The organism is Nocardia brasiliensis IFM 10847, from assembly GCF_000710915.1.
Taxonomy (GTDB): Bacteria; Actinomycetota; Actinomycetes; order Mycobacteriales; family Mycobacteriaceae; genus Nocardia; species Nocardia brasiliensis_A.
The window spans coordinates 21,732-41,123 of record NZ_BAUA01000064.1 but is presented as its reverse complement, the minus strand read 5'-3'; the positions used below and the strand labels follow the sequence as shown (position 1 = coordinate 41,123).

Genomic DNA, 19,392 nt, shown 5'->3' with positions numbered 1-19,392 from the left:
AACCGCCACCCAGTAGGGCGCGAACGAGCGGTCGGGGCGAGATCGGGGAGACTGGCGGGATGCGCTTGGTGGTGGTCAACCGGGGTGAGGTGGCGGTTCGGGTACTGCGGACGGCTCGGGAGCGGGGGTGGGGCACGGTTGCAGTGTGTACTGCCGAGGAGTCCGGGGCGATGCCTGCTCGGCTGGCCGACGAGGTGGTGCAGCTGCCCGGCACCGGTGCGGACGCCTACCTGGACGTGTCTGGTGTGGTGGCGGCGGCACGGCAGGCGGGGTCAGGGGCGCTGGTGCATCCGGGGTACGGATTCCTCAGTGAGAGTGCGGAACTCGCGGCCGCCTGTGCCGAGGCCGAACTGATTTTCGTGGGTCCGTCACCGGAAGTGCTGCGGATCTTCGGGGACAAAGTGGCGGCACGGGCCGCGGCGGAGCGGGCCGGCGTACCGGTGCCTGCCGCTACCTCGGCGGGGGCCGATGTCGCGGCGATCGCCGCACTGCTCGCGGCGCACCCGGACGGGGTGATGGTGAAGGCCGTTGCCGGTGGGGGTGGGCGGGGGATGCGCGAGGTGCGCGACGCCGCGTTGCTCGACGAGACGTACGAGCGGTGCCGCGCGGAAGCGTCGGCCGGCTTCGGCGATGACACGGTGTACGCCGAAGCGCTGATATCCCCTGCCCGGCATATCGAGGTGCAGGTGGTCGCGGACGGCGTGCACGCGGTCGCGCTCGGCGACCGTGATTGCAGTGTGCAGCGGCGGCACCAGAAACTGATCGAGATCGCACCCGCCCCGAATCTCGATGCGGCGTTGCGGGAACGGTTGCATCGCGACGCCGTCCGGTTGGCCGAGTCGGTGGGCTGCCGCGGCGTGCTCACCGTCGAATTCCTGGTGCGCGATACCGAAGCGTGGTTTCTCGAGGTCAATCCGCGTCTACAGGTCGAGCACACGGTGACCGAGGAGGTCACTGGCCTCGACCTGGTCGCACTCCAACTGGACCTGGCGCTGGGCGCCACGCTGGCCGACCTAGCGGCTACTGCGAGTATCGCGCCCGTTGGCAGCGTGGCGTCGAGCGCCGACGGCCGCACGGCGCACCCCGGAGCCGCCCACCGTGCGCCGGACGCATTGCCGGACAAAGGTTTCGTCGATCGATCGAGCGCGGTCCGCGGCTACGCGGTGCAGGCCAGGGTCAATGCGGAGCTGGTCACGGCGGGTGGGGAAGTGCTGCCGAGTACCGGGACGGTGGTCGAATTCGCGGCACCGACCGGTTCTGGTGTGCGCGTCGACACCGCCGCCTACACCGGGATGCGGCAAGGGGCGCAGTTCGATTCGTTGCTCGCCAAGGTGATCGCGCGCGGCGCGTCGTATCCGGCTGCGCTGCGGCGATGTTCGGACGCGCTGGCGGAAACCGTTGTGCGCGGCATCGATACGAATCTCGCGCTGTTGCGCGCCGTGCTCGAGTCGCTCGCCGACGGTGCGCCGGTGTCTACCTCGTGGTTCGAGGAGAACCTGGCCGAGCTGGCCGGTAGCGCGAGTGACTATGCGCCCGTACCGCATTCGGAGCCGAGTCCCGTGACGACCGTCGTGTCCGTCGAACTGGGCGAGGACGAGTCCGTCGTGCGTTCGCCGATGGGCGCCACCCTGGTCAGCCTGGTCGAACCGGGCACCGTCGTGGCGGCGGGCGCCGAGGTCGCGGTGCTGGAGGCGATGAAGATGCAGCATGTGCTGCGCGCCGAACAGGCGTTGCGGGTCCGGCGGCATCTGGTCGCGCCCGGCGTGACGGTGGATCCGCATGCGCCGCTGCTGATCTGGACACCCGCCGAGCACGACGGACCCACTACCGCCGATACGGCGGTCGACCTCGATACCATCCGGCCCGACCTCGCCGAGGTCTACGACCGGCACCGCGTCGGCCGGGACGAGGCCCGTCCCGAGGCCGTCGCCAAACGCCACCGGCTCGGCAGGCGCACCGCCCGCGAGAACATCGCCGATCTCGTCGACGACGACAGCTTCGTCGAATACGGCGCCCTCGCGGTCGCCGCGCAACGCTTGCGCCGCACCGCCGAGGATCTGATCGCGAACACCCCGGCGGACGGGCTGATCGGGGGCGTGGCCACCGTCAACGCCGACCGGTTCGGCGCGGATCGCGCCCGGGTGGTCGTCATGTCCTACGACTACACGGTGCTGGCGGGCACGCAGGGGATGCGCAACCACGCCAAGACCGATCGATTGCTCGAACTAGCTCGTGCCCAAGGGCTTCCGGTCGCGTTCTACACCGAGGGCGGTGGCGGCCGTCCCGGCGATACGGACCACGGCGGCATCTCCGGCCTCGACGTCACCACGTTCCGCGCCATGGGCGCGCTGTCGGGCCGGGTGCCGTTGCTCGGCCTGGTCTCCGGTCGCTGCTTCGCCGGCAATGCCGCACTGCTCGGCATGTGTGATGTCGTCATCGCCACCCCCGACGCCAATATCGGGATGGGCGGTCCGGCGATGATCGAGGGCGGCGGCCTGGGCGTGTACGCGCCGGAGGACATCGGCCCGATCGAAGTGCAGCGGCGCAACGGTGTCGTGCACATCGTCGCCGCGGACGAAGCCGAGGCCGCCCGGATCGCGCAACGCTACCTCGCGTATTTCCAAGGCCCGGTGGCTGAGTGGACCGCGCCCGATCCGCGGCTGTCCCGGCACGTGGTGCCGGAGAACCGCCTGCACGCCTTCGATATCCGGGCTGCGATCGCGGCGGTCGCCGACGTCGACTCCGTGCTCGAGTTGCGCGCCGACTGGGCCGTCGGCATCGTCACCGCGTTGATCCGCGTCGAAGGACAGCCCTATGGGCTGATCGCGAACAACTGCCATCATCTCGGCGGCGCCATCGACGCGCCCGCCGCCGACAAGCTCAGCGCCTTCCTCCGGTTGTGCGACGCGCACGGGCTGCCGATCGTCTCCCTGTGCGACACACCGGGTTTCATGGTCGGTCCGGACGCCGAGAAAGAAGCCACCGTCACCAAATTCAGCCGCCTGTTCATCGACGCGGCGGGCCTGTCGGTGCCGTGGGGCACGATCATTCTCCGCAAGGGGTACGGCCTGGGCGCACAAGCCATGGCGGCGGGCTCTTTCCGCGCGCCGCGTTTCGTCATCGCCTGGCCCACCGGCGAAATCGGCGGCATGGGCCTGGAAGGTGCGGTCCGCCTGGGGTTCGCGAAAGAATTGGCCGCCATCGAGGATCCGACCGCACGACAAGCGGCCTTCGACAACCTCGTCGCCCTCGCCTACGCCAGCGGCCGCGCCCTCACCGCCGCCACCGCCCTGGAACTGGACGACGTCATCGACCCCGCCGACACCCGCCGCTGGATCCGCACCCTCCGCTGACGACCATCGCGCGCACCCCAGCCGGTTTCCGCGTGGCTGACTCCGGCGCCCCGTTCACGCACCTCTGCTGCGTTCCGACACCTGCTGTGCCAGGCCGGAACGGGTGCGCGAACGCAGCAGGGGTGCGGCGAGGTCAGAGGCCGCGGCGGCGCCGGGCCTTCATTTCCGGGAGGCTCGGTTCAGTGCGGTTTCGAGCGCGTCTACCAGATTGCGGGCGCGCGGGTCGATGGCCTGTTCGATGATGTAGTTCGGTGTGTAGGCGAAGGCGATTCCGCGGGCGGGGTCGGCGTAGGCGAGGGAGCCCCCGCGGCCGGGGTGGCCGAAGGATCCTGGTCCGCCGAGGGGGATTTCGTCGAGCGGCAGCATGTAGCCGGTGGCGTAGCGGTTCGGCAGCATGATGACCGCGTCTGTGCCGCTGACCTGTTCGCGCACCGCGGCGGCGAGGGTGTCCGCGCGCAGCAGGCGCCGGCCGTCCACCTCGCCGACGAGCGAGGCGTAGAGCCGGGCCAGGCCACGGGCGGTGCCGATACCGTTGCTCGCGGGCAGTTCCGCGGCGTGCACATCGGCCGAATCGAAGTCGATATCTCCCGGGTCGGTGACCTGAAAGGCGCGGTTGCTCAACGACTCCGGGTCGCGCAGCGCCGCCACCATCGCGCGCAGCGGCTCCGGGATCAGCTCGTCGGGCACCGCGGCGAGGTCCGGCTTCGGCGCGAAGACCAACCGGCTCACCCGATGCTGTTCGGCGGGCGGCAGGCCGATGAAGAAGTCGACGCCGAACGGTCCGGCGATCTCGTCGGCGAGGAACTGTCCGACGCTGCGTCCGGTGACCCGGCGAATGACCTCGCCGACCAACCAGCCGAAGGTGCGGCCGTGATACCCGTGCGCGGTCCCCGGCGGCCAGTTCGGGGCCTGTGCCGCCAGCGCGGCGACCATCGGCGTCCACGCCAGCGCGTCGGCGAGCGGGACCGGCTTGTCGAGCGCGGCCAGGCCGGCCTGGTGGGTCAGCAACCAGCGCACCGGAATCTCGGCCTTGTCCGCTGCCGCGAACTCCGGCCAGTACCGCGCGACGGGCGCGTCGAGATCGAGCAGGCCGCGCTCGACGAGCAGGTGCGCGAGAGTCGTCGTCACACCTTTGGTCGCCGAATAGACCAACTGCAGCGTGTCACGCTGCCATGGCCTGCCCGTGCCGGGATCGGCGATGCCGCCCCACAGGTCCACCACGGGTTCGCCGTCCCGGTACACGCACACCGCGGCGCCGATCTCGCCGTGCTCTGCGAAATTCGCGGCGAACGCGTCCCGCACCGCCTCGTATCCGGGTGCCACCGTGCCGTCGATCGTCATGCCCCCAGCATGTCACCACGTCCGCGGCCCCCGATCGCGTGCCGCCTCGACCAGGCGGGCCGATCGAGGTGACCGCGCGTCCCGTCGCTGCGCTTGTCGGTACGGCAGGGAATACTCGGTTGCCGACCCACGCGGCGCGACGATCAGGAGGAAAGTGCATGGCTCGGGAGCTCGAGGACCTGTCGTACGCGCGGTATCTGACGGCGCCGGCGGCAGCGCTCGAATCGGAGGGTGATTACGACTGCGTGCATGTCGACGCCCTCGACCTCGACGAGGCCGACGTGCAGAACGCGCGGTTCGGGGAGTCGGCGTTCACCTCGGTGGCGTGGCATCGAGGCACCCTGCGCCACACCAGGTTCGCCGACGTGTGGATGCGGAACGTGCGCTGGGTGGGCACCGAGCTGGCCGACACCAACTGGCTGGACGGCGAAGTCGTCGCCGGCGCACTGTCGGGCGTCGATTTCGCGGGTGCGCGCCTGCGCCGAGTCCGGTTCGAGGGCTGCAAGTTCGACTCGGTGAACTTCCGCACCGCCCGGCTGCGGGAGGTGTCGTTCGTCGAATGTGTGCTGCGGGACTGTGATTTCGGCGACGCCGCGCTGCACACCGTGACCTTCCCCGGTTCGACCCTGGAAAGCCTGGTCCTGCACCGGGCCACCTTGACGAAGGTCGACCTGCGCGGGGCTCGTTCGCTCGACATCACCGAGGGCCTCGACGCACTGCGCGGCGCGACCATCGACAACGGCCAGCTGATGGAGCTGGCTCCCGCGTTCGCCCGTCATCTGGGCGTCGTCGTGCGCGATTCCTGATCGGCGATTCCGACCACGCCGGTGGGCAACGCCGAGCGGATGGCGGGCTATCTGCACAGCCCGCTGCTGACCCGGGAGGGCGACGGGTACACGTTCGTCTGCGGTGACGTCAACAGGTGCATCGACGAACGTGTAGTGGTCTACTTCGCGGACCCGGCCGCGGCGCACGGCGCGGTAGGCGCCCCTGAGCACGAGCGCTGACACCAATTGTGTTCCTTCCCAACAGGGCTCGGTCGCGATCCTGGACGAGGAGAGAACTTCGGCAATTCGCCCATCGGCGAGCGCGCGCATTGATACATTTCGCCAAGCCAGCTGGTATGGCGAATTGGATGAGGAATGCGAGCGAATGTTCGATCGGGATCTGCGCCGGACGACCACCGCCGGCCTGCGCGTATTGCTCGCGCTGGCCGAGGAACGCGGCATGGCCGCGGCCGACGGCCTGGCAGGCACCACGCTCACGCGTGGCGATACCGAGTGCACGGTGCACCAGGAATTGGTGGTGATCCGTAACCTGCTGGCCCGCTTCGGTACCGAAGCCGCGCTCGGCGCGGAAGCGGGCAGCCGGACCGGCCTGCCGCTGGCCGGACCCTGGGGCCTGGCGCTGCTCAGCAGCCGTACGCTGCGTGACGGATTCGACGTGGCGACCCGCTATCTCGACCGCGTTTTCGTCTCGGGCCGGCTCACCGCCGAGCAGAGCGGCGGCGAGATCCGGTTACGCTTCGACGATTCGGAGAATCCGGCGCATATCCGCGCTTTTCTCGCCGAGCGAATTCTCACGGGTGCGGCCACCGTGTGCACACAGCTGTTCGACGGAGAAATTTCACCGCTCCGGCTCGAATTCCGGCACGCGGCACCGCCGGACACCCGTCGATACCGTGAGATCTGCGGCGTGGAACCGCTTTTCGGCGCCCGGGCCGACGTTGTGATATTCCACAGCCGGGGCCTGGACGCGCCGATGCCGCGCAACCACGAACGGGCCCGCGGCGACTGCGCCCAGCTCTGCCGGGACCTGCTGCACCGCAGGCAGCCCCGCTCGGGTGTCGCGGGCAGCGTCCGCGACCTGCTCGTTCGCAATCCGGGAGAGTTGCCCGATCAGATCGCGGTCGCGAACGAATTGTTCATGAGCCCGCGCACGCTCTCGCGCCGGCTCAACGAGGAGGCGACCTCGTTTCGCGCACTGCTCGACGAGGTGCGCCAGCTGCTGTCCGAACAGTTGCTCACTTATACCGACATGAGTACCGAGCAGGTCGCGGCGCGCCTGGGCTATGCCGAAGCCGCGTCGTTCATCCGCGCGTTCCGGCGCTGGAAGGGTTGTCCACCGCAGGAGTTCCGGCTGCACGAGGGGCGGTCGCTGCCGCGCGAGGTCCCGGTGCCGGCGGGCGTTCGCTGACCTGTACCCGGGCGCCGCGCGCCCACCGTGCTCGGCGTCGATCGTGTCGGACGCCGGAAACCGCGCGGATGCGGTAAGTATGCTGCCATGTCGATCAGCGCCGCTGTCGCGCCGAATATGCCGGGTACCCTGCAACGCTGCGTTGTGCTGGCGGTGTGCTGCACCGCCGTGGTGATGGCCAACGTCGACACCACGGCCGTCAACGTCGCGCTACCCGCGATCGGCCGCGACCTCGAAGGTTCGCTGGCCGGGGCGCAATGGGTGGTCGCCGCCTATACGTTGACCCTGGCCTGCCTGCTCACCTTCGCGGGTTCGCTGGCCGACCGGATCGGCCGCCGGACCGTCTTCCAGATCGGTCTGGCGGTGTTCGCGGTCGGTTCGCTGGCGTGCAGCCTCGCGCCGTCGATCGGCTGGCTGATCGCGTTCCGTGTGCTGCAGGCGGTGGGCGGATCGATGCTCAATCCGGTGGCGATGGCGATTCTCACCTCCGTCTTCACCGATCCGGATCGGCGGGTGCGGGCCATCGGCGTCTGGAGTGGGTCGATCGGGATCGGCATGGCGGCCGGGCCGGTGATCGGCGGGTTCCTGGTCGACTCGATCGGCTGGGCAGCGGTGTTCTGGATCAACGTGCCGATCGCGGTGACCGCGCTGGTGCTGACCTTCCTGGTGGTACCCCAGTCGAGGTCGGACCGGCCGCGGTCGCTGGATCCGCGGGGGCAGCTGCTGATCGTGGGCCTGATCGGGCTGCTGGTGTTCGCGATTATCGAAGGGCCGCATCGTGGTTGGGCCGCGCCGGTCACGCTCGGCTGTTTCGGGGGTGCGGCGGTGTGCCTGGCCGCGCTGGCCCGCTATGCCCCGCAGCACGAGGAGGCGCTGATCGATCTGCGGGTATTCCGGTCTCCGCCGTTCACCGGTGCGGTGGTGATCGCGATCCTGGCGTTCGGCGCGATGGGCGGCTTCCTGTTCCTGAACACCTACTATCTCCAGGAGATTCGGCACGATGCACCGCTGGCGGCGGGTCTCGCGCTGGTGCCGATGGCCGCCGCGATGTTCGTGTTCGGGCCGATGTCGGGTCGGATCGTCGCGCATCGCGGTGCGCGCAGCGCTTTGAGTGCGGGTGCGCTGATCGCGATTCTCGCGTCGGTGGTCTTGGCGCTGACCTTCGATGCGAGCGGTAAACCGTTGCTGCTCATCGGCTACGCCCTCTTCGGCGCCGGGATCGGCCTGATCTACACGCCGATCACCGCCACCGCCGTGGCCGGGCTGCCCGCCGCGCAGGCCGGAGTCGCGGCCAGCGTGGCTACCACCTCGCGACAGATAGGTCAGTCACTCGGTGTCGCGGTGATCGGCTCGCTCATCGCGAGCCACCCGGACGCACTGACCTCGGCGACGGCGTTCCAGTCACCCGCCCGGCTGGGCTGGCTCACCATCACCGGGATGTGTGTCGCGGCACTGGTCGTGGCGCGAATCAGCACCGCTCCCAAGGTGATTCGCAAACCCAGCTGAACACGGCGGCGCGCGCCGTCGCGGCCGAGCAGTGCGATCGCCGCCGGACAAGCCCCGACTTGCCTGGTCAGCGGCGTTTGTCCAGGACCTGGGCAATCGGTCGGCGCACCGAATCCTGCTCCCGTACTATCGCGATCGAAGACACCGGCCGGGGAGATGAAGGAGGACGGTGTGGGACCTCGCATCCGCAACGGGACCCTGTGGTTGCGACGCTTCGCCGGCACGACGCCGGGGGTGATCGTGGGCGTCGTCGTCGTGTCCGTGGTGCTGTGCCTGCTCGCCGGGTTCACCGCGATGAACCAGATGAGCGGCAAGAACGCCCGCCAGCAGAGCGCGCTGGACCGCACCGAGCCGCTCGCCTTCGCCGCCCAGCGGCTGTACGTCGCGCTCTCGGCCGCCGACGCGACGGCGGCGACCGCGTTCCTGTCCGGCGGGATCGAGGCGCCCGCGGTGCGGCAGCAGTACCAGCAATCGCTCGCCGACGCCGCGGCCGCGCTGGCGGACGCGACGGTCGGGGCATCCGACGAGCAAACGCGGCAGATCGTCGCGAGGATCGTGGCCGACCTGCCCGCTTACACCGGGCTCGTCGAGGCCGCCAGGTCGAACAACCGGCAGGGCTTTCCGGTCGGCTCGTCCTACCTCAGCGAGGCCTCGGGCCTGATGCAGAACTCGCTGCTGCCCAACGCCGAACGGCTCACCACCGCCCGGTTCGCCGCGGTGCGCACGGACGAGCGGGCGATCGGCGCGCGGCCGGTGCTCAGCATCGTGCTGGTGCTGCTGGTGCTGCTCGCCTTCGCGGTGGCCTCGTGGATCCTGTTGCAGCGCACCAACCGCCGGGCCAACCTCGGCGTCGTGCTGGCGGCGGGCGCGACCGCGCTGGCGCTGCTGTGGCTGATCGTCGCACCCGGCGTGGCGTCGAAAGCCTTGGACACCAGCGCATCCGGTGCGAGCAGCCGCTTCGAGACCCTGGCCAAGGCGCGGATCGCGGCGCAGCAGGCACGCACCGAAGAGACGCTGCAGCTGATCACCCGCGGCGATATCGCGGCCGGCGAGGATCGCTACACCCAGCGCTCGATAGACCTGCGTGAGCGCCTCGCTACCGTCGTCGCCCCCGATTCCGTTGCGGCCCAAGAGCTCGCGAACTGGCTGTCGGGTCACCGCGCCCAGGTCGCCGCCTATCAGGCCGCCGATTATCGAGCGGCGGTGAGCCAGGCGATCGGCACCGGGCCGCAGTCCTCCGCCACCCGGTTCGCGGCGCTGGACCGGGCGCTGAACGACAACCTCGCGCAGGAGCGCCGCGCTCTACGTGACGACTTGTCCACCGCAGGTGCGGTATTGACGCTGAGCCCGTTCGGCACGCTGGCGCTGCTGGTGTTCGCGGCCGCCGCGGTGGTGGTCGGCCTGTGGCCACGGCTGAAGGAGTTCTTGTGAAAACACGCCTGATCCTGGCAGCGTTACTGGTCGGCGCCACGGTCCTGGTGTCCGGCTGCGGCTCCGGTGACCTGCCCGCGCAGAGCACCTTGGACGCGGTGAATCCGCAGCCGGCGGGCGCAGGGGAGATCGTGGCGCCGCCACAGGCCGAGGGCGACAACAGTTGTGACTCGGAAGCGACATTGCGGCCGAACGCGGTGCAGCCGAGACCCGGTGCGATGCCGCCGGGTTCGCCGATGGCGGCGATCGTCGCGAACGGCAGGCTGCGGGTCGGGGTCGACCAGAACACCTACCTGTTCGGGTTCCGGGATCCGGGCACCGGCCAGCTGCAGGGCTTCGACATCGATATCGCGCGCGAGATCGCCAAGGACATCCTGGGCGATCCCAACAAGATCGAACTGCGTTCGGTGACCGCCGCCGAGCGTATCTCCGCACTGCACGACAAGAAGGTCGACCTGATCGTGCGTACCTTCTCCGCGACGTGCGAGCGGCGCCGGGAAGTGGACTTCTCCGCCGTCTATTACCGCTCGGCCCAACGCATTCTGGCCCCGCGCGAATCCGGCATCAGCACGGGCGCCGACCTGGCGGGCAAACGCGTCTGCGTCGCGCGCGGCACCACGGCGGCGGCCCCGCTGTTCGCGCTGGCCAAGCGCCCCACCGTCATCGGCGTCACCAACTGGACCGACTGCCTGGTCGCGCTGCAGCAGGGGCAGGTGGACGCGGTCAGCGGCGACGATCCGATCCTGTTCGGGCTGGTCGAGCAGGACCGCAATCTCCAGGTGGTCGGCGAGCCGATCGGCACGGGGGCGTATGCGGTCGGCGCGCCCAAGGGCAGCGACGAGCTGGTCCGGTTCGTCAACGGAGTGCTGGAGCGGATGCGCACCGACGGCACCTGGCAGCGGATCTACACCGACAAGCTGGCCTTGCTCGGCCCCTCGCCGGGGCAGCCGGTCGCCCGGTACGTGGGATGAGCCGGACCATGCAGCTGCTCGGCCTGGTCGAGATCGACCTCGAATTGACCCGTCGGACAACCGAACTCGACGCGATCACGAACACGATGCTGGAACTCGACAAGCATCCCGGCCTCACCCTGGTGCGCCGGTATCCGCCGTCGGGCGTCACCGCGGCCCGCTGGCTGCCGGTGCGGGACGCGCTGGCACTGATGTGGGAAGACCTCGGGCGGCTGCGCGCGATCCTGGATTCCGCGCGCACCGTGCGCGGCACCCGCGCCAAACTGGACGACGGCCGGCGCGCCGAACTCACCGAGCTGCTGCGTGGACGGCCGTACGAGGTGTCGCGGACCCCGATCCCGCTCGCCGAGCGCTCGCTGACCGGTCCCAGCGAGCACGTGCTGTTCGTCGGCCTCGCCGATACCGTGGACCGGATGCGGGCGACCTTTCCGCCGATCGCCGAATTCCTCGACGCGGTCGACCAGGTGAACACCCGGGTGATGTCGGGCCTGGCCCCGCTGCAGGAGACCTTGGACAAGGCGGGGGCGGCGACACCCGAGTTGCGCGCGATCGGCGACGGCATCGCCGAATTGCTGAGCCGTTCGGCCACCGATCCGCTCGCTCTGACGACCGCCGAGATCGATGCTCGCCTAGCCGAACTCGGCGGTGCGCTGCGGCGGCAGGAGGCAGTCCTCGCCGAATTCGCGGCGCTGGCGGCGAATCGGTCCGCCGCGGTGGCCGCTCTGCGCACCAGGTTGGCCGAACTCTCGGCGATCGCGGCACGCGCCGCGCGGGCCAAGGGGGAGGTCGAGCGCACCATACGATCGGGACCTTTGCCCCAGCTCGTCGACGAATCCGGCCTGCTGCGTAGCGAACTCGACGCCGTCGCGGCCGAATCCGGTGCGGCGGCGCTGGTGGCGCTGCGCGGTCGAATCGACAGTGCGCTCGCGGCGGCCGTCGCGGCGGAGAACCTGGCCCAGGGCCTGCTCGACCGCCGGGCCGAATTACGGGGCAGGCTGGCGGCCTATCACGCCAAGGCGGCGCGGTTGGGTGTCAGCGAGGACCGAGATCTGCTCGCCGCGCACGAGACCGCGACGGCGCTGCTGTCCGGCAAACCCTGCGATCTGGCGGCCGTCACCCGTGCGGTCGCCGGATACCAGCAACTCGTCGCGGCCAAATCGGGGAGGCGATCATGAGTACCCAGAGCTGCACCGAACCCGGTTGCACCGGCACGATCGAGGACGGCTACTGCACGGTCTGCGGTACCGCCCCGGCCGAGGCGACGACGATCCGCTCGACCGCGCAGCCGAACGAGGCCGCCACGGCCGAAGCGACCACGGCGGCCGCCGAACCCGAGCATTGCACCGAACCCGGTTGTACCGGAACGGTTATCGACGGGTACTGCGAGGTGTGCGGCACCGCGCCGGCCCCGCCGACGGCCGCGACCACGTCCACCCCGAGCACCCGCGGCAGTTCGCGCTCGGTGCGCACCGGCCGATCCTCGTCCCGCTCGAGCCGCCGCGGCAGGCTGGGCGCGGGCATGCTCGACGTGCCGCGGGTACCGCGCATCGATCCGGCGACCGCCATCCTGACCGACCCGGAAGTGGCCGAGAACAAACGTTTCTGCGGCAAATGCGAGAAGCCGGTGGGCCGGGGTCGCGACGGCAAACCCGGCCGGACCGAGGGGTTCTGCCCGAACTGCGGCACCCGATTCTCGTTCACGCCCAAGCTGTTCAAGGGCGATCTGGTCGCCGGCCAGTACGAGGTGGCGGGGTGCCTGGCGCACGGCGGGCTGGGCTGGATCTATCTCGCGACCGATCGCAACGTCAGCGACCGCTGGGTGGTGCTGAAGGGTCTGCTCAACTCGGGCGACAGCGATGCGATGCTGGCCGCGGTGGCCGAAAAGCGTTTCCTCGCCGAGGTCGAGCACCCGAGCATCGTCAAGATCCACAACTTCGTCGAGCACGCCGGCGCGGACGGGGTGCCGGTCGGCTACATCGTGATGGAGTACGTCGGCGGCACGTCGTTGAAACAGATCCTGCGCGCACGTCGCGAGACCGACAGCGGCTACCTGCCGCCCGCGCAGGCGATCGCCTACATCCTGGAGATGCTGCCCGCGCTCGGGTACCTGCATTCCCTGGGCCTGGCCTACTGTGATTTCAAGCCGGACAACGTGATGCAGACCGACGAGCAACTCAAGCTCATCGACCTCGGTGCGGTGATCGCGATGGACGACGAGGACAGCCCGATCTACGGCACCACGGGCTACCGGGCGCCCGAGATCGCCAACACCGGCCCGACGGTCGCCACCGACGTGTACACCGTCGGTCGCACCCTCGCCGTGCTGCTGATGCACGTGCCCCAGCACAACGGTCATTTCGGCGCACTGCCCGGCCCGGAGACCGAACCGCTGCTCGCCACCCACGATTCGCTGCACCGGTTCCTGCTGCGGGCCACCGACGAGGCGCCGGACGCGCGGTTCGCCTCGATGGAGGAGATGGCCGACCAGTTGACCGGCGTGCTGCGCGAGGTCCTGTCCCTCGACGACGGGGTGCCCCGGCCAGGTATGTCGACCTATTTCGGGCCCCCGCGTGGTGTGTTCGGCGTCGGCGCGGCGGTGGATGCGCCGAAAATCATTGCTGCCCTGCCGGTTCCGCTCGTAGACCCGACGGACAGCGCGGCCGCCCTGCTCGCGACCACCGGCGGCACCACACCGGCGGAGCTGGAGCGCTCGTTCGAGGCGGGGCTGCGCTCGGTGGTCACCGGACGCGGTGCGTCGACCGAGATTCCGTTGCGGCTGATCCGGGCCGCGCTGGAGGTGGGCGATAGCGCCGAGGCCGATCGGCGGCTGACGGCGGCGGCCGCGACGTTGTGGGGCGACTGGCGACTGGCCTGGTATCGTGGCCAATCCCGTTTGCTCGCAGGCGATCTGGCGGAGGCGGCGATCGAGTTCGAGGCGGTGTACACCGGGCTGCCGGGTGAGGCGGCGCCGAAACTCGCGCTGGCCGCCGTCGCGGAGCTATCCGCCGCCCTGGCCGCCGATTTCGCCGCCGCGCAGCACAAGCGCAGGGGCGCAATGTATTACGAGACGGTCTGGCGCACCGATCGCGGCTACCTCAGTGCGGTGTTCGGCTTGGCTCGGCTGCGCAATGCGATCGGTGATCGCGACGGTGCGGTGGCGGCGCTGGATCAGGTCGACGCGGGCTCGGTGCTGTTCACCGAGGCCGGGATCGCCGCGGTGCACACGGTGCTGCACGATCGAGCGCCGGCCGAGCTCACCGAGCCGGTCCTGCGCGATGCCGGGGAGCGGATCACCCGTCTGCGACTGGACTCCCGGCGCCGGTCCGCCGAGATCCGGCTGCGGGTGCTGGCCGCCGCGCTCGATTGGCTCCAGGCCGGTGGCGTTCCGTCCGAGCACGGGCGGCTGCTCGGTGTACCGCTCGATCAAGACGGTGTCCGGACCGGATTGGAGCGTTGCTACCGGGACCTTGCCCATGAAACCGACGACATGTGGGAGCGATTCGCATTGGTAGAGCAGGCGAACACCATCCGCCCGAGGACCACGTTATGACCGACCCGGATCCGGAGGCCACGCTGCCGAGTCCGGTGGTGTCCGCCGTAGCGCCGTCCTCGCCCGAATCGCGTTGTCCGGGTTGCGCGTCCGCGGTGCACGCGGGGGATCGCTTCTGCGAGAACTGCGGTCACGAGCTGGGCGGCAAGCAGGTCGTGCTGCCGAACAACGAGCCGGGCCCGCCCGGGAACTGCGAGAACTGCGCCGGCACCCGCTACGACCCCGACGGATACTGCACCGGCTGTGGGCAACTGCGCGGGGCGCCGGATCGCTTCGCCGCCGACCTCGGCGCCGTCGCGGTGGTCACCGATCGCGGCATCGCGCACGCGCGCAACGAGGATGCGGTGGCCGCCGCGGTGCTCGACGACTCCGCCGCAGTGGTGATCGCCGTCGCGGATGGGGTATCGACCTCCGAGGATCCCCAGGTGGCGTCGGGGACCGCGGCCAGGACCGGGGTCGACGCCTGCCGGGCGGCGCTGCTGGCCGGACGATCCGCGCACGAGGCGGTGATGACCGGGCTGGAGGCGGCGGCCACCGCGGTGCGCGGAATCGCGATCACCGACGGGCACGCGCCGTCGTGCACCTACGTCTCGGCGGTGGTGCAGGCCGATGTCGACGGCGTGCTGCTGACGGTCGCCAATGTCGGTGACAGCCGGGCCTATTGGCTGCACGCGGACGCACCCGAGGACCCCGCGAATCCGCCCTCGCAACGGCTGACCGTGGACGACTCGTGGGCACAGGCCCTGGTCGACGCGGGCGCGATGGACGAGCAGGCCGCCATGAACGATCCGCGCGCGCACACCCTGATCCGCTGGCTCGGCGCGGACGGACCGGTGAAACCGTGGTCGGACAACTGCGTTCGCACGCTGCGCACCACCGGACCCGGTGTGCTGCTGCTGTGCAGCGACGGCCTGTGGAACTACCTGTCGGACGCGACCGCGCTGGCCGAGCTCGCCACCGCGCACCCACCGGCGGTCGCCGCGCGCGAGCTGGTCGAGTTCGCGCTGCGCTGCGGCGGCGGCGACAACATCACCGTCGCCCTCGTGCCCATTCCGTGGTCCGGTGAGTCAGGAGCAGAACTACAGTGAGTTCTCTTGCAGGAAACGGTGTTTCGGTCGCCGTAGATCAGAACGAATACCTCGCCGACGGGGTCGGCACCGTCGATGCCGTGGTCACCGTGGAAACGGCGGCCGACCTGGTGGTCACCGCGCCGCCGCAGGAGCGGCTCGAAGTGATCATCGTCGACTGCTCGGGGTCCATGGCCACCGGGCACAAGTTTCCGGGCGCCCGCCAGGCCACCCTGGCGGCGCTGGACGCGATGGCCGACGGGACCAGGTTCGCCATCATCGACGGCACGCACATCGCCCGGCTGGCCTTTCCCACCGACGTGCCGTCGCTGGCCGCGAACCGCGAATCCCGGGCCGCCGCGCGCCGCAAGCTCGACAAGTTGAAGGCGGGCGGTGGCACCGCGATGGGCACCTGGCTCGGCCTCACCAGACAGCTGGCCAAGAAACATCCCGGCGCGATGGTCCACGCCATCCTGCTCACCGACGGCAAGAACGAGCACGAGGAACCCGCCGCGCTCGCGGCGGAGATCGCACAGTCCGAAGGCGTGTTCACCTGTGATTGCCGTGGCGTCGGAACCGATTGGCGGGTGGACGAATTGCGCGCCATCGCCTCGGCGCTGCACGGCACCGTCGACATCGTCGCCGACCCGGCCGAGCTGGCCGCGGACTTCACCGCGATGATGCGGGGCTCGATGGCCAAGGCGATTCCGGAACTGACCCTGCGGGTGTGGACGCCGGCCGGGGCCCAGGTGCGGTTCGTCAAGCAGGTTGCGCCGACCATCGAGGACCTCACCGCCCGCCGGGTCGACACCGCCGCGCAGGTGGGGGAATACCCGCTCGGTGCGTGGGGCGCCGAGGACCGCGACTACCACGTGCAGGTGCAAGTGGAACCGGGCGCGCCGGGCCGGGAGAAGCTCGCCGCCCGGGTCAGCGTGGTCAGCGGCGGTGAGGTGCTCGGGCAGGGGCTGGTGAAGGCGGTCTGGACCACCGACACCGAGCTGTCCGCCCGGATCAGCAGGCGCGTCGCGCATTACACCGGGCAGGCCGAACTGGCCCAGGCGGTGCAGGAAGGTCTGGCGGCGCGCAAGAGCGGCGACACCGAGACCGCGACGGCCAAACTGCGGCGGGCGGTCGAGCTCGCCGCGGAATCGGGGAACGAGGGCACGGCGAAACTGCTGCGCGGCGTGGTCGAGGTCGACGAGCAGAACGGGACGGTCCGATTGCGGGCCGGCGTCGCGGCCGCGCAGGAGATGGCGCTGGACGCTCGATCGACCAAGACGGCCCGGGTGCGGAAGGAGGGGTAGATGACCGTCACCTGCCCGGACGGGCACGAATCGACCGCGACGGACTACTGCGACAGCTGTGGTGCGCCGATCGGTTCGGCCGCCGCCGTGGTCGAACCGAGCGCGCTGTGCCCCGCGTGCGGTGCGCCCGCAAGCGGCCGCTTCTGCGAGCAGTGCGGACACGATTCCGCTTTGCCCGCGCCGCCCGTCGCGGCGCGGGACACCACGGAGACGGTGATTCCGGCCGAGGTTGTCTGGGTCGCCACTGTCACCGCCGATCGCGAGTTCTACGATCGGGTGATCGCCCGCAAGGGGCCCGACGCCGACCAGGTCGGGTTTCCGGCGTTCTACCCCGAACGTCGAATCGTGCTGCACGGCAACGACATCCTGATCGGTAAGCGGAGCGCCTCGCAGGGGCTCAGCCCGGATATCGATCTCGGCATCGCGCCCGCCGACGTCGGTGTCTCGCGTGCGCACGCCGCCCTGCACCTCGATGTCGACGGGCTCACCGTCACCGATCTCGGTTCCACCAACGGCACCAGCGTCAACGGCAGCGACGACCGCATTCCCCCGCGGGTGCCGGTGCGGTTGCGCAGCGGGGATCGGATCCACCTCGGGGGTTGGACCACCATCGTGTTGAGCGCCGAACCGGCCTGAGTTTCCTACCGGATCTTCGCGTCTGGGACAGCAGTGCCGATTTCGTGGACGGCGGTGTTCGTTTACGCCTATCGTCGTGCACTATGACGGCCCAGCCCCTCAGCACCGCGGCGACGACGGTACCGCCGAACCACCGATTCGAGATCGGCCCGGTGCGCTATCCGAAACTGTTCGGCGCCGACACGGTTCCCATTCCGATGTCCGACGGCGCCGTCCTCACCGCCGATATCCTGCGACCCGGCGACGGCGCCGGGCCCGCTCGTGAGCCATTGCCGGCGATCATCAACTTCACCGCGTACAACAAGCTGCTCAACCGTCGAGGTATGCGCTGGCACAACACTTTACGGACGATCAGCGCCCGGCTCGGCGGCTCGGACCGGCAACGGTTCACGGCGCGAGACGTGCTGTACACGCCGGCCGGCGGCATTCTCGAGCCGTTCGTGATCAACCGCACCGCGGTGCTGCGCGGCTACGTCGGGCTGATGATCGACGTGCGGGGGACCGGTACGTCGACCGGGAGCTGGGACTTCTTCCAGCCGCGGGAACAACAGGATTATCTGGAGGCCGTCGCGTGGGTCCGCGAACAGCCTTGGTGCACTGGCGAATTCGTGGTCACTGGCATCTCCTACGGGGCGATCTCGGCGTTGATCACCGCGGGGTTGCGGCCGCAGGGCTTGCGCGCGGTGTTCGCGATCGAGGCCGGCGAGGACCAGGTGCGTGAGCTGGGATTGACCGGCGGGGTGCCGACCCCGGGCATGCTGCTGTGGATCCTGGCCGTGAACGGCTTCAAGTGGTTGCCTTCGGTGTCGGGTCTGCGAAAGGCCGGGATCACCAAGCAGTTCCTGCGCGACCGGTTCGCCGATCCGGCCAGCTGGGTGCGTCACGCCGTCGAGATAGGACTCACCGAGAACCATCCCGACAGCTTCCTCAACCCGATGTGGGCGACCAAACTGGCGCGCTTCGAGGACATCACGGTGCCGACCTGGATCCACGGCGGCTGGCACGACGTCTACAACCGATCCAACTTCCGGATGTTCGACCGAATTCCGTTGTCCGGCGGTGCGAAACAGGTGCTGGTCGACGATTCTTACCATCTCACCGCAGGATCGGGCTTCGGCGCTGCGGACGGCCCGCAGCCGATCGACGAGTTGCAGTGCGCGTGGTTCGACCGCTGGGTCAAAGACATCGACAACGGCATCGACCGGTATGGGCCGGTGACCGTGCGTCGGCAAGGCGACGGGAAATGGTTGCAGCACGCGCGGTTCCCCGACCCGGCGGCGACCGTGCGCAAGCTCTACCTCGACCCCGCGAGCAGTGGCACCGCACCGCACGCGGGAACCGACGCCGCGCTCGCCGCCGAACCGGCCGAGATCGAATCGCGGCTCCCGCTGCCCGCGGGCCCAACTCGGATGGCCTCCAACAACACCGGCGTGATGAGCATGGGCCTCACCCTGCTGTTCGGCAGGCGGTTCGGCACCGACGACCGGCATGCCGAGGCCGGCGCGGTCACCTTCACCAGCGCGCCGTTCCCTGCCGACACCGAGCTCTCCGGCGCCATGAACCTGCATCTCAACGCGGAAGCCGCAGGCGCCGACGCCTTCTGGTCCGTCACCGTCTGCGACGTCGAACCCGACGGCGCCTCGGTGCCCCTCACCCGCGGCGCACTGCTGTCCACCCACCGTGCGATAGATACCGCCGCAAGCGATTACGTCGACGGCGAACTCCTCTTCCCGCTGCACCCCCTCACCGCCGACGCGGTCCTGCCGATCGAACCCGGCACCCCGTTCACCATCGACATCGAAATCAACCCCACCGCAGCCCTGATCCGCGCCGGCCACCGACTACGCGTAGCCGTGAGCCGCACCAGCTTCCCCCGGCACTTCCTCGCCCCCTGGCGTCGACGCCACATCACCGGCCAAACCGTCGTCCTCGACCCCGAGAGCCCGAGCTACCTGACGTTTCTCGCCCGTGCGGCGGAGTAGGGAGTCCGACGGTTGGCACCTCCGTGACTGTCGACCTATCTGTCGCTTGGTCCAG

Annotated in this window: 14 protein-coding genes; 13 read left to right on the top strand and 1 reads right to left on the bottom strand. The window is 70.0% G+C overall.

The genetic code is table 11. The features are described 5' to 3' along the window. Window positions 1-59: 59 nt before the first annotated feature. Entirely contained in the window at window positions 60-3,353 is a 3,294-nt protein-coding gene (locus NBRGI_RS14015) for an acetyl-CoA carboxylase family protein (RefSeq protein ID WP_029896304.1), read from the top strand. A 159-nt stretch (window positions 3,354-3,512) separates the two neighbouring features. Here NBRGI_RS14015 and NBRGI_RS14010 read toward each other — a convergent pair whose 3' ends face one another. Continuing rightward, window positions 3,513-4,694 (bottom strand): serine hydrolase domain-containing protein, encoded by a 1,182-nt coding sequence (locus NBRGI_RS14010; protein ID WP_029896302.1) that lies wholly within the window; start codon window positions 4,692-4,694, stop codon window positions 3,513-3,515. Between the two features lie 158 nt (window positions 4,695-4,852). On the opposite strand from NBRGI_RS14010, the gene NBRGI_RS14005 reads away from it, so the two are divergent. The 12 genes from NBRGI_RS14005 (at window position 4,853) to NBRGI_RS13945 (ending at window position 19,337) form a co-directional block, all read left to right on the top strand. Next, a complete protein-coding gene (locus NBRGI_RS14005; protein ID WP_029896299.1) occupies window positions 4,853-5,500 on the top strand; it encodes a pentapeptide repeat-containing protein in 648 nt (215 codons plus the stop codon). 21 nt (window positions 5,501-5,521) lie between these two features. Next, a complete protein-coding gene (locus NBRGI_RS14000) occupies window positions 5,522-5,701 on the top strand; it encodes an alpha/beta hydrolase (protein ID WP_029896298.1) in 180 nt (59 codons plus the stop codon). Window positions 5,702-5,846: 145 nt separating this feature from the next. Continuing rightward, window positions 5,847-6,890, top strand: coding sequence for an AraC family transcriptional regulator (locus NBRGI_RS13995; protein WP_029896296.1), 1,044 nt, complete (start codon window positions 5,847-5,849; stop codon window positions 6,888-6,890). An 87-nt stretch (window positions 6,891-6,977) separates the two neighbouring features. Then, window positions 6,978-8,396: an MFS transporter gene (locus NBRGI_RS13990; protein WP_063726262.1), complete on the top strand. Its 1,419-nt coding sequence runs from the start codon at window positions 6,978-6,980 to the stop codon at window positions 8,394-8,396. 171 nt (window positions 8,397-8,567) lie between these two features. Next, on the top strand, window positions 8,568-9,827 hold the full coding sequence (locus tag NBRGI_RS13985) for a hypothetical protein (protein ID WP_235210948.1): 1,260 nt from the start codon (window positions 8,568-8,570) through the stop codon (window positions 9,825-9,827). After that, a complete protein-coding gene (locus NBRGI_RS13980; RefSeq protein ID WP_029896290.1) occupies window positions 9,824-10,798 on the top strand; it encodes a glutamate ABC transporter substrate-binding protein in 975 nt (324 codons plus the stop codon). Before NBRGI_RS13985 ends, NBRGI_RS13980 begins: the two co-directional genes overlap by 4 nt. Continuing rightward, window positions 10,795-11,973: a hypothetical protein gene (locus tag NBRGI_RS13975; RefSeq protein WP_029896287.1), complete on the top strand. Its 1,179-nt coding sequence runs from the start codon at window positions 10,795-10,797 to the stop codon at window positions 11,971-11,973. Before NBRGI_RS13980 ends, NBRGI_RS13975 begins: the two co-directional genes overlap by 4 nt. Next, window positions 11,970-14,348, top strand: coding sequence for a serine/threonine-protein kinase (locus NBRGI_RS13965; protein ID WP_081878046.1), 2,379 nt, complete (start codon window positions 11,970-11,972; stop codon window positions 14,346-14,348). Before NBRGI_RS13975 ends, NBRGI_RS13965 begins: the two co-directional genes overlap by 4 nt. Next, the gene (locus NBRGI_RS13960; RefSeq protein ID WP_029896281.1) at window positions 14,345-15,436 is read left to right on the top strand and encodes a protein phosphatase 2C domain-containing protein; all 1,092 of its coding nucleotides are present in this window, start codon (window positions 14,345-14,347) and stop codon (window positions 15,434-15,436) included. Before NBRGI_RS13965 ends, NBRGI_RS13960 begins: the two co-directional genes overlap by 4 nt. Further along, complete coding sequence (locus tag NBRGI_RS13955) at window positions 15,433-16,719, top strand: VWA domain-containing protein (RefSeq protein ID WP_029896279.1); 1,287 nt, start codon at window positions 15,433-15,435, stop codon at window positions 16,717-16,719. The genes NBRGI_RS13960 and NBRGI_RS13955 overlap by 4 nt, the downstream gene beginning before the upstream one ends. Next, a complete protein-coding gene (locus NBRGI_RS13950; protein ID WP_029896276.1) occupies window positions 16,720-17,355 on the top strand; it encodes an FHA domain-containing protein in 636 nt (211 codons plus the stop codon). Between the two features lie 83 nt (window positions 17,356-17,438). Beyond that, a complete protein-coding gene (locus NBRGI_RS13945; protein ID WP_051727732.1) occupies window positions 17,439-19,337 on the top strand; it encodes a CocE/NonD family hydrolase in 1,899 nt (632 codons plus the stop codon). Window positions 19,338-19,392 lie beyond the last annotated feature (55 nt).

What these genes read in the sequence shown, in the direction of transcription:
- NBRGI_RS14015 (WP_029896304.1), top strand. Translation starts at nt 60, where the DNA reads ATGCGCTTGGTGGTGGTCAACCGGGGTGAGGTGGCGGTTCGGGTACTG.
- NBRGI_RS14010 (WP_029896302.1), bottom strand. Translation starts at nt 4,694, where the DNA reads ATGACGATCGACGGCACGGTGGCACCCGGATACGAGGCGGTGCGGGAC.
- NBRGI_RS14005 (WP_029896299.1), top strand. Translation starts at nt 4,853, where the DNA reads ATGGCTCGGGAGCTCGAGGACCTGTCGTACGCGCGGTATCTGACGGCG.
- NBRGI_RS13995 (WP_029896296.1), top strand. Translation starts at nt 5,847, where the DNA reads ATGTTCGATCGGGATCTGCGCCGGACGACCACCGCCGGCCTGCGCGTA.
- NBRGI_RS13990 (WP_063726262.1), top strand. Translation starts at nt 6,978, where the DNA reads ATGTCGATCAGCGCCGCTGTCGCGCCGAATATGCCGGGTACCCTGCAA.
- NBRGI_RS13975 (WP_029896287.1), top strand. Translation starts at nt 10,795, where the DNA reads ATGAGCCGGACCATGCAGCTGCTCGGCCTGGTCGAGATCGACCTCGAA.
- NBRGI_RS13965 (WP_081878046.1), top strand. Translation starts at nt 11,970, where the DNA reads ATGAGTACCCAGAGCTGCACCGAACCCGGTTGCACCGGCACGATCGAG.
- NBRGI_RS13960 (WP_029896281.1), top strand. Translation starts at nt 14,345, where the DNA reads ATGACCGACCCGGATCCGGAGGCCACGCTGCCGAGTCCGGTGGTGTCC.
- NBRGI_RS13950 (WP_029896276.1), top strand. Translation starts at nt 16,720, where the DNA reads ATGACCGTCACCTGCCCGGACGGGCACGAATCGACCGCGACGGACTAC.
- NBRGI_RS13945 (WP_051727732.1), top strand. Translation starts at nt 17,439, where the DNA reads ATGACGGCCCAGCCCCTCAGCACCGCGGCGACGACGGTACCGCCGAAC.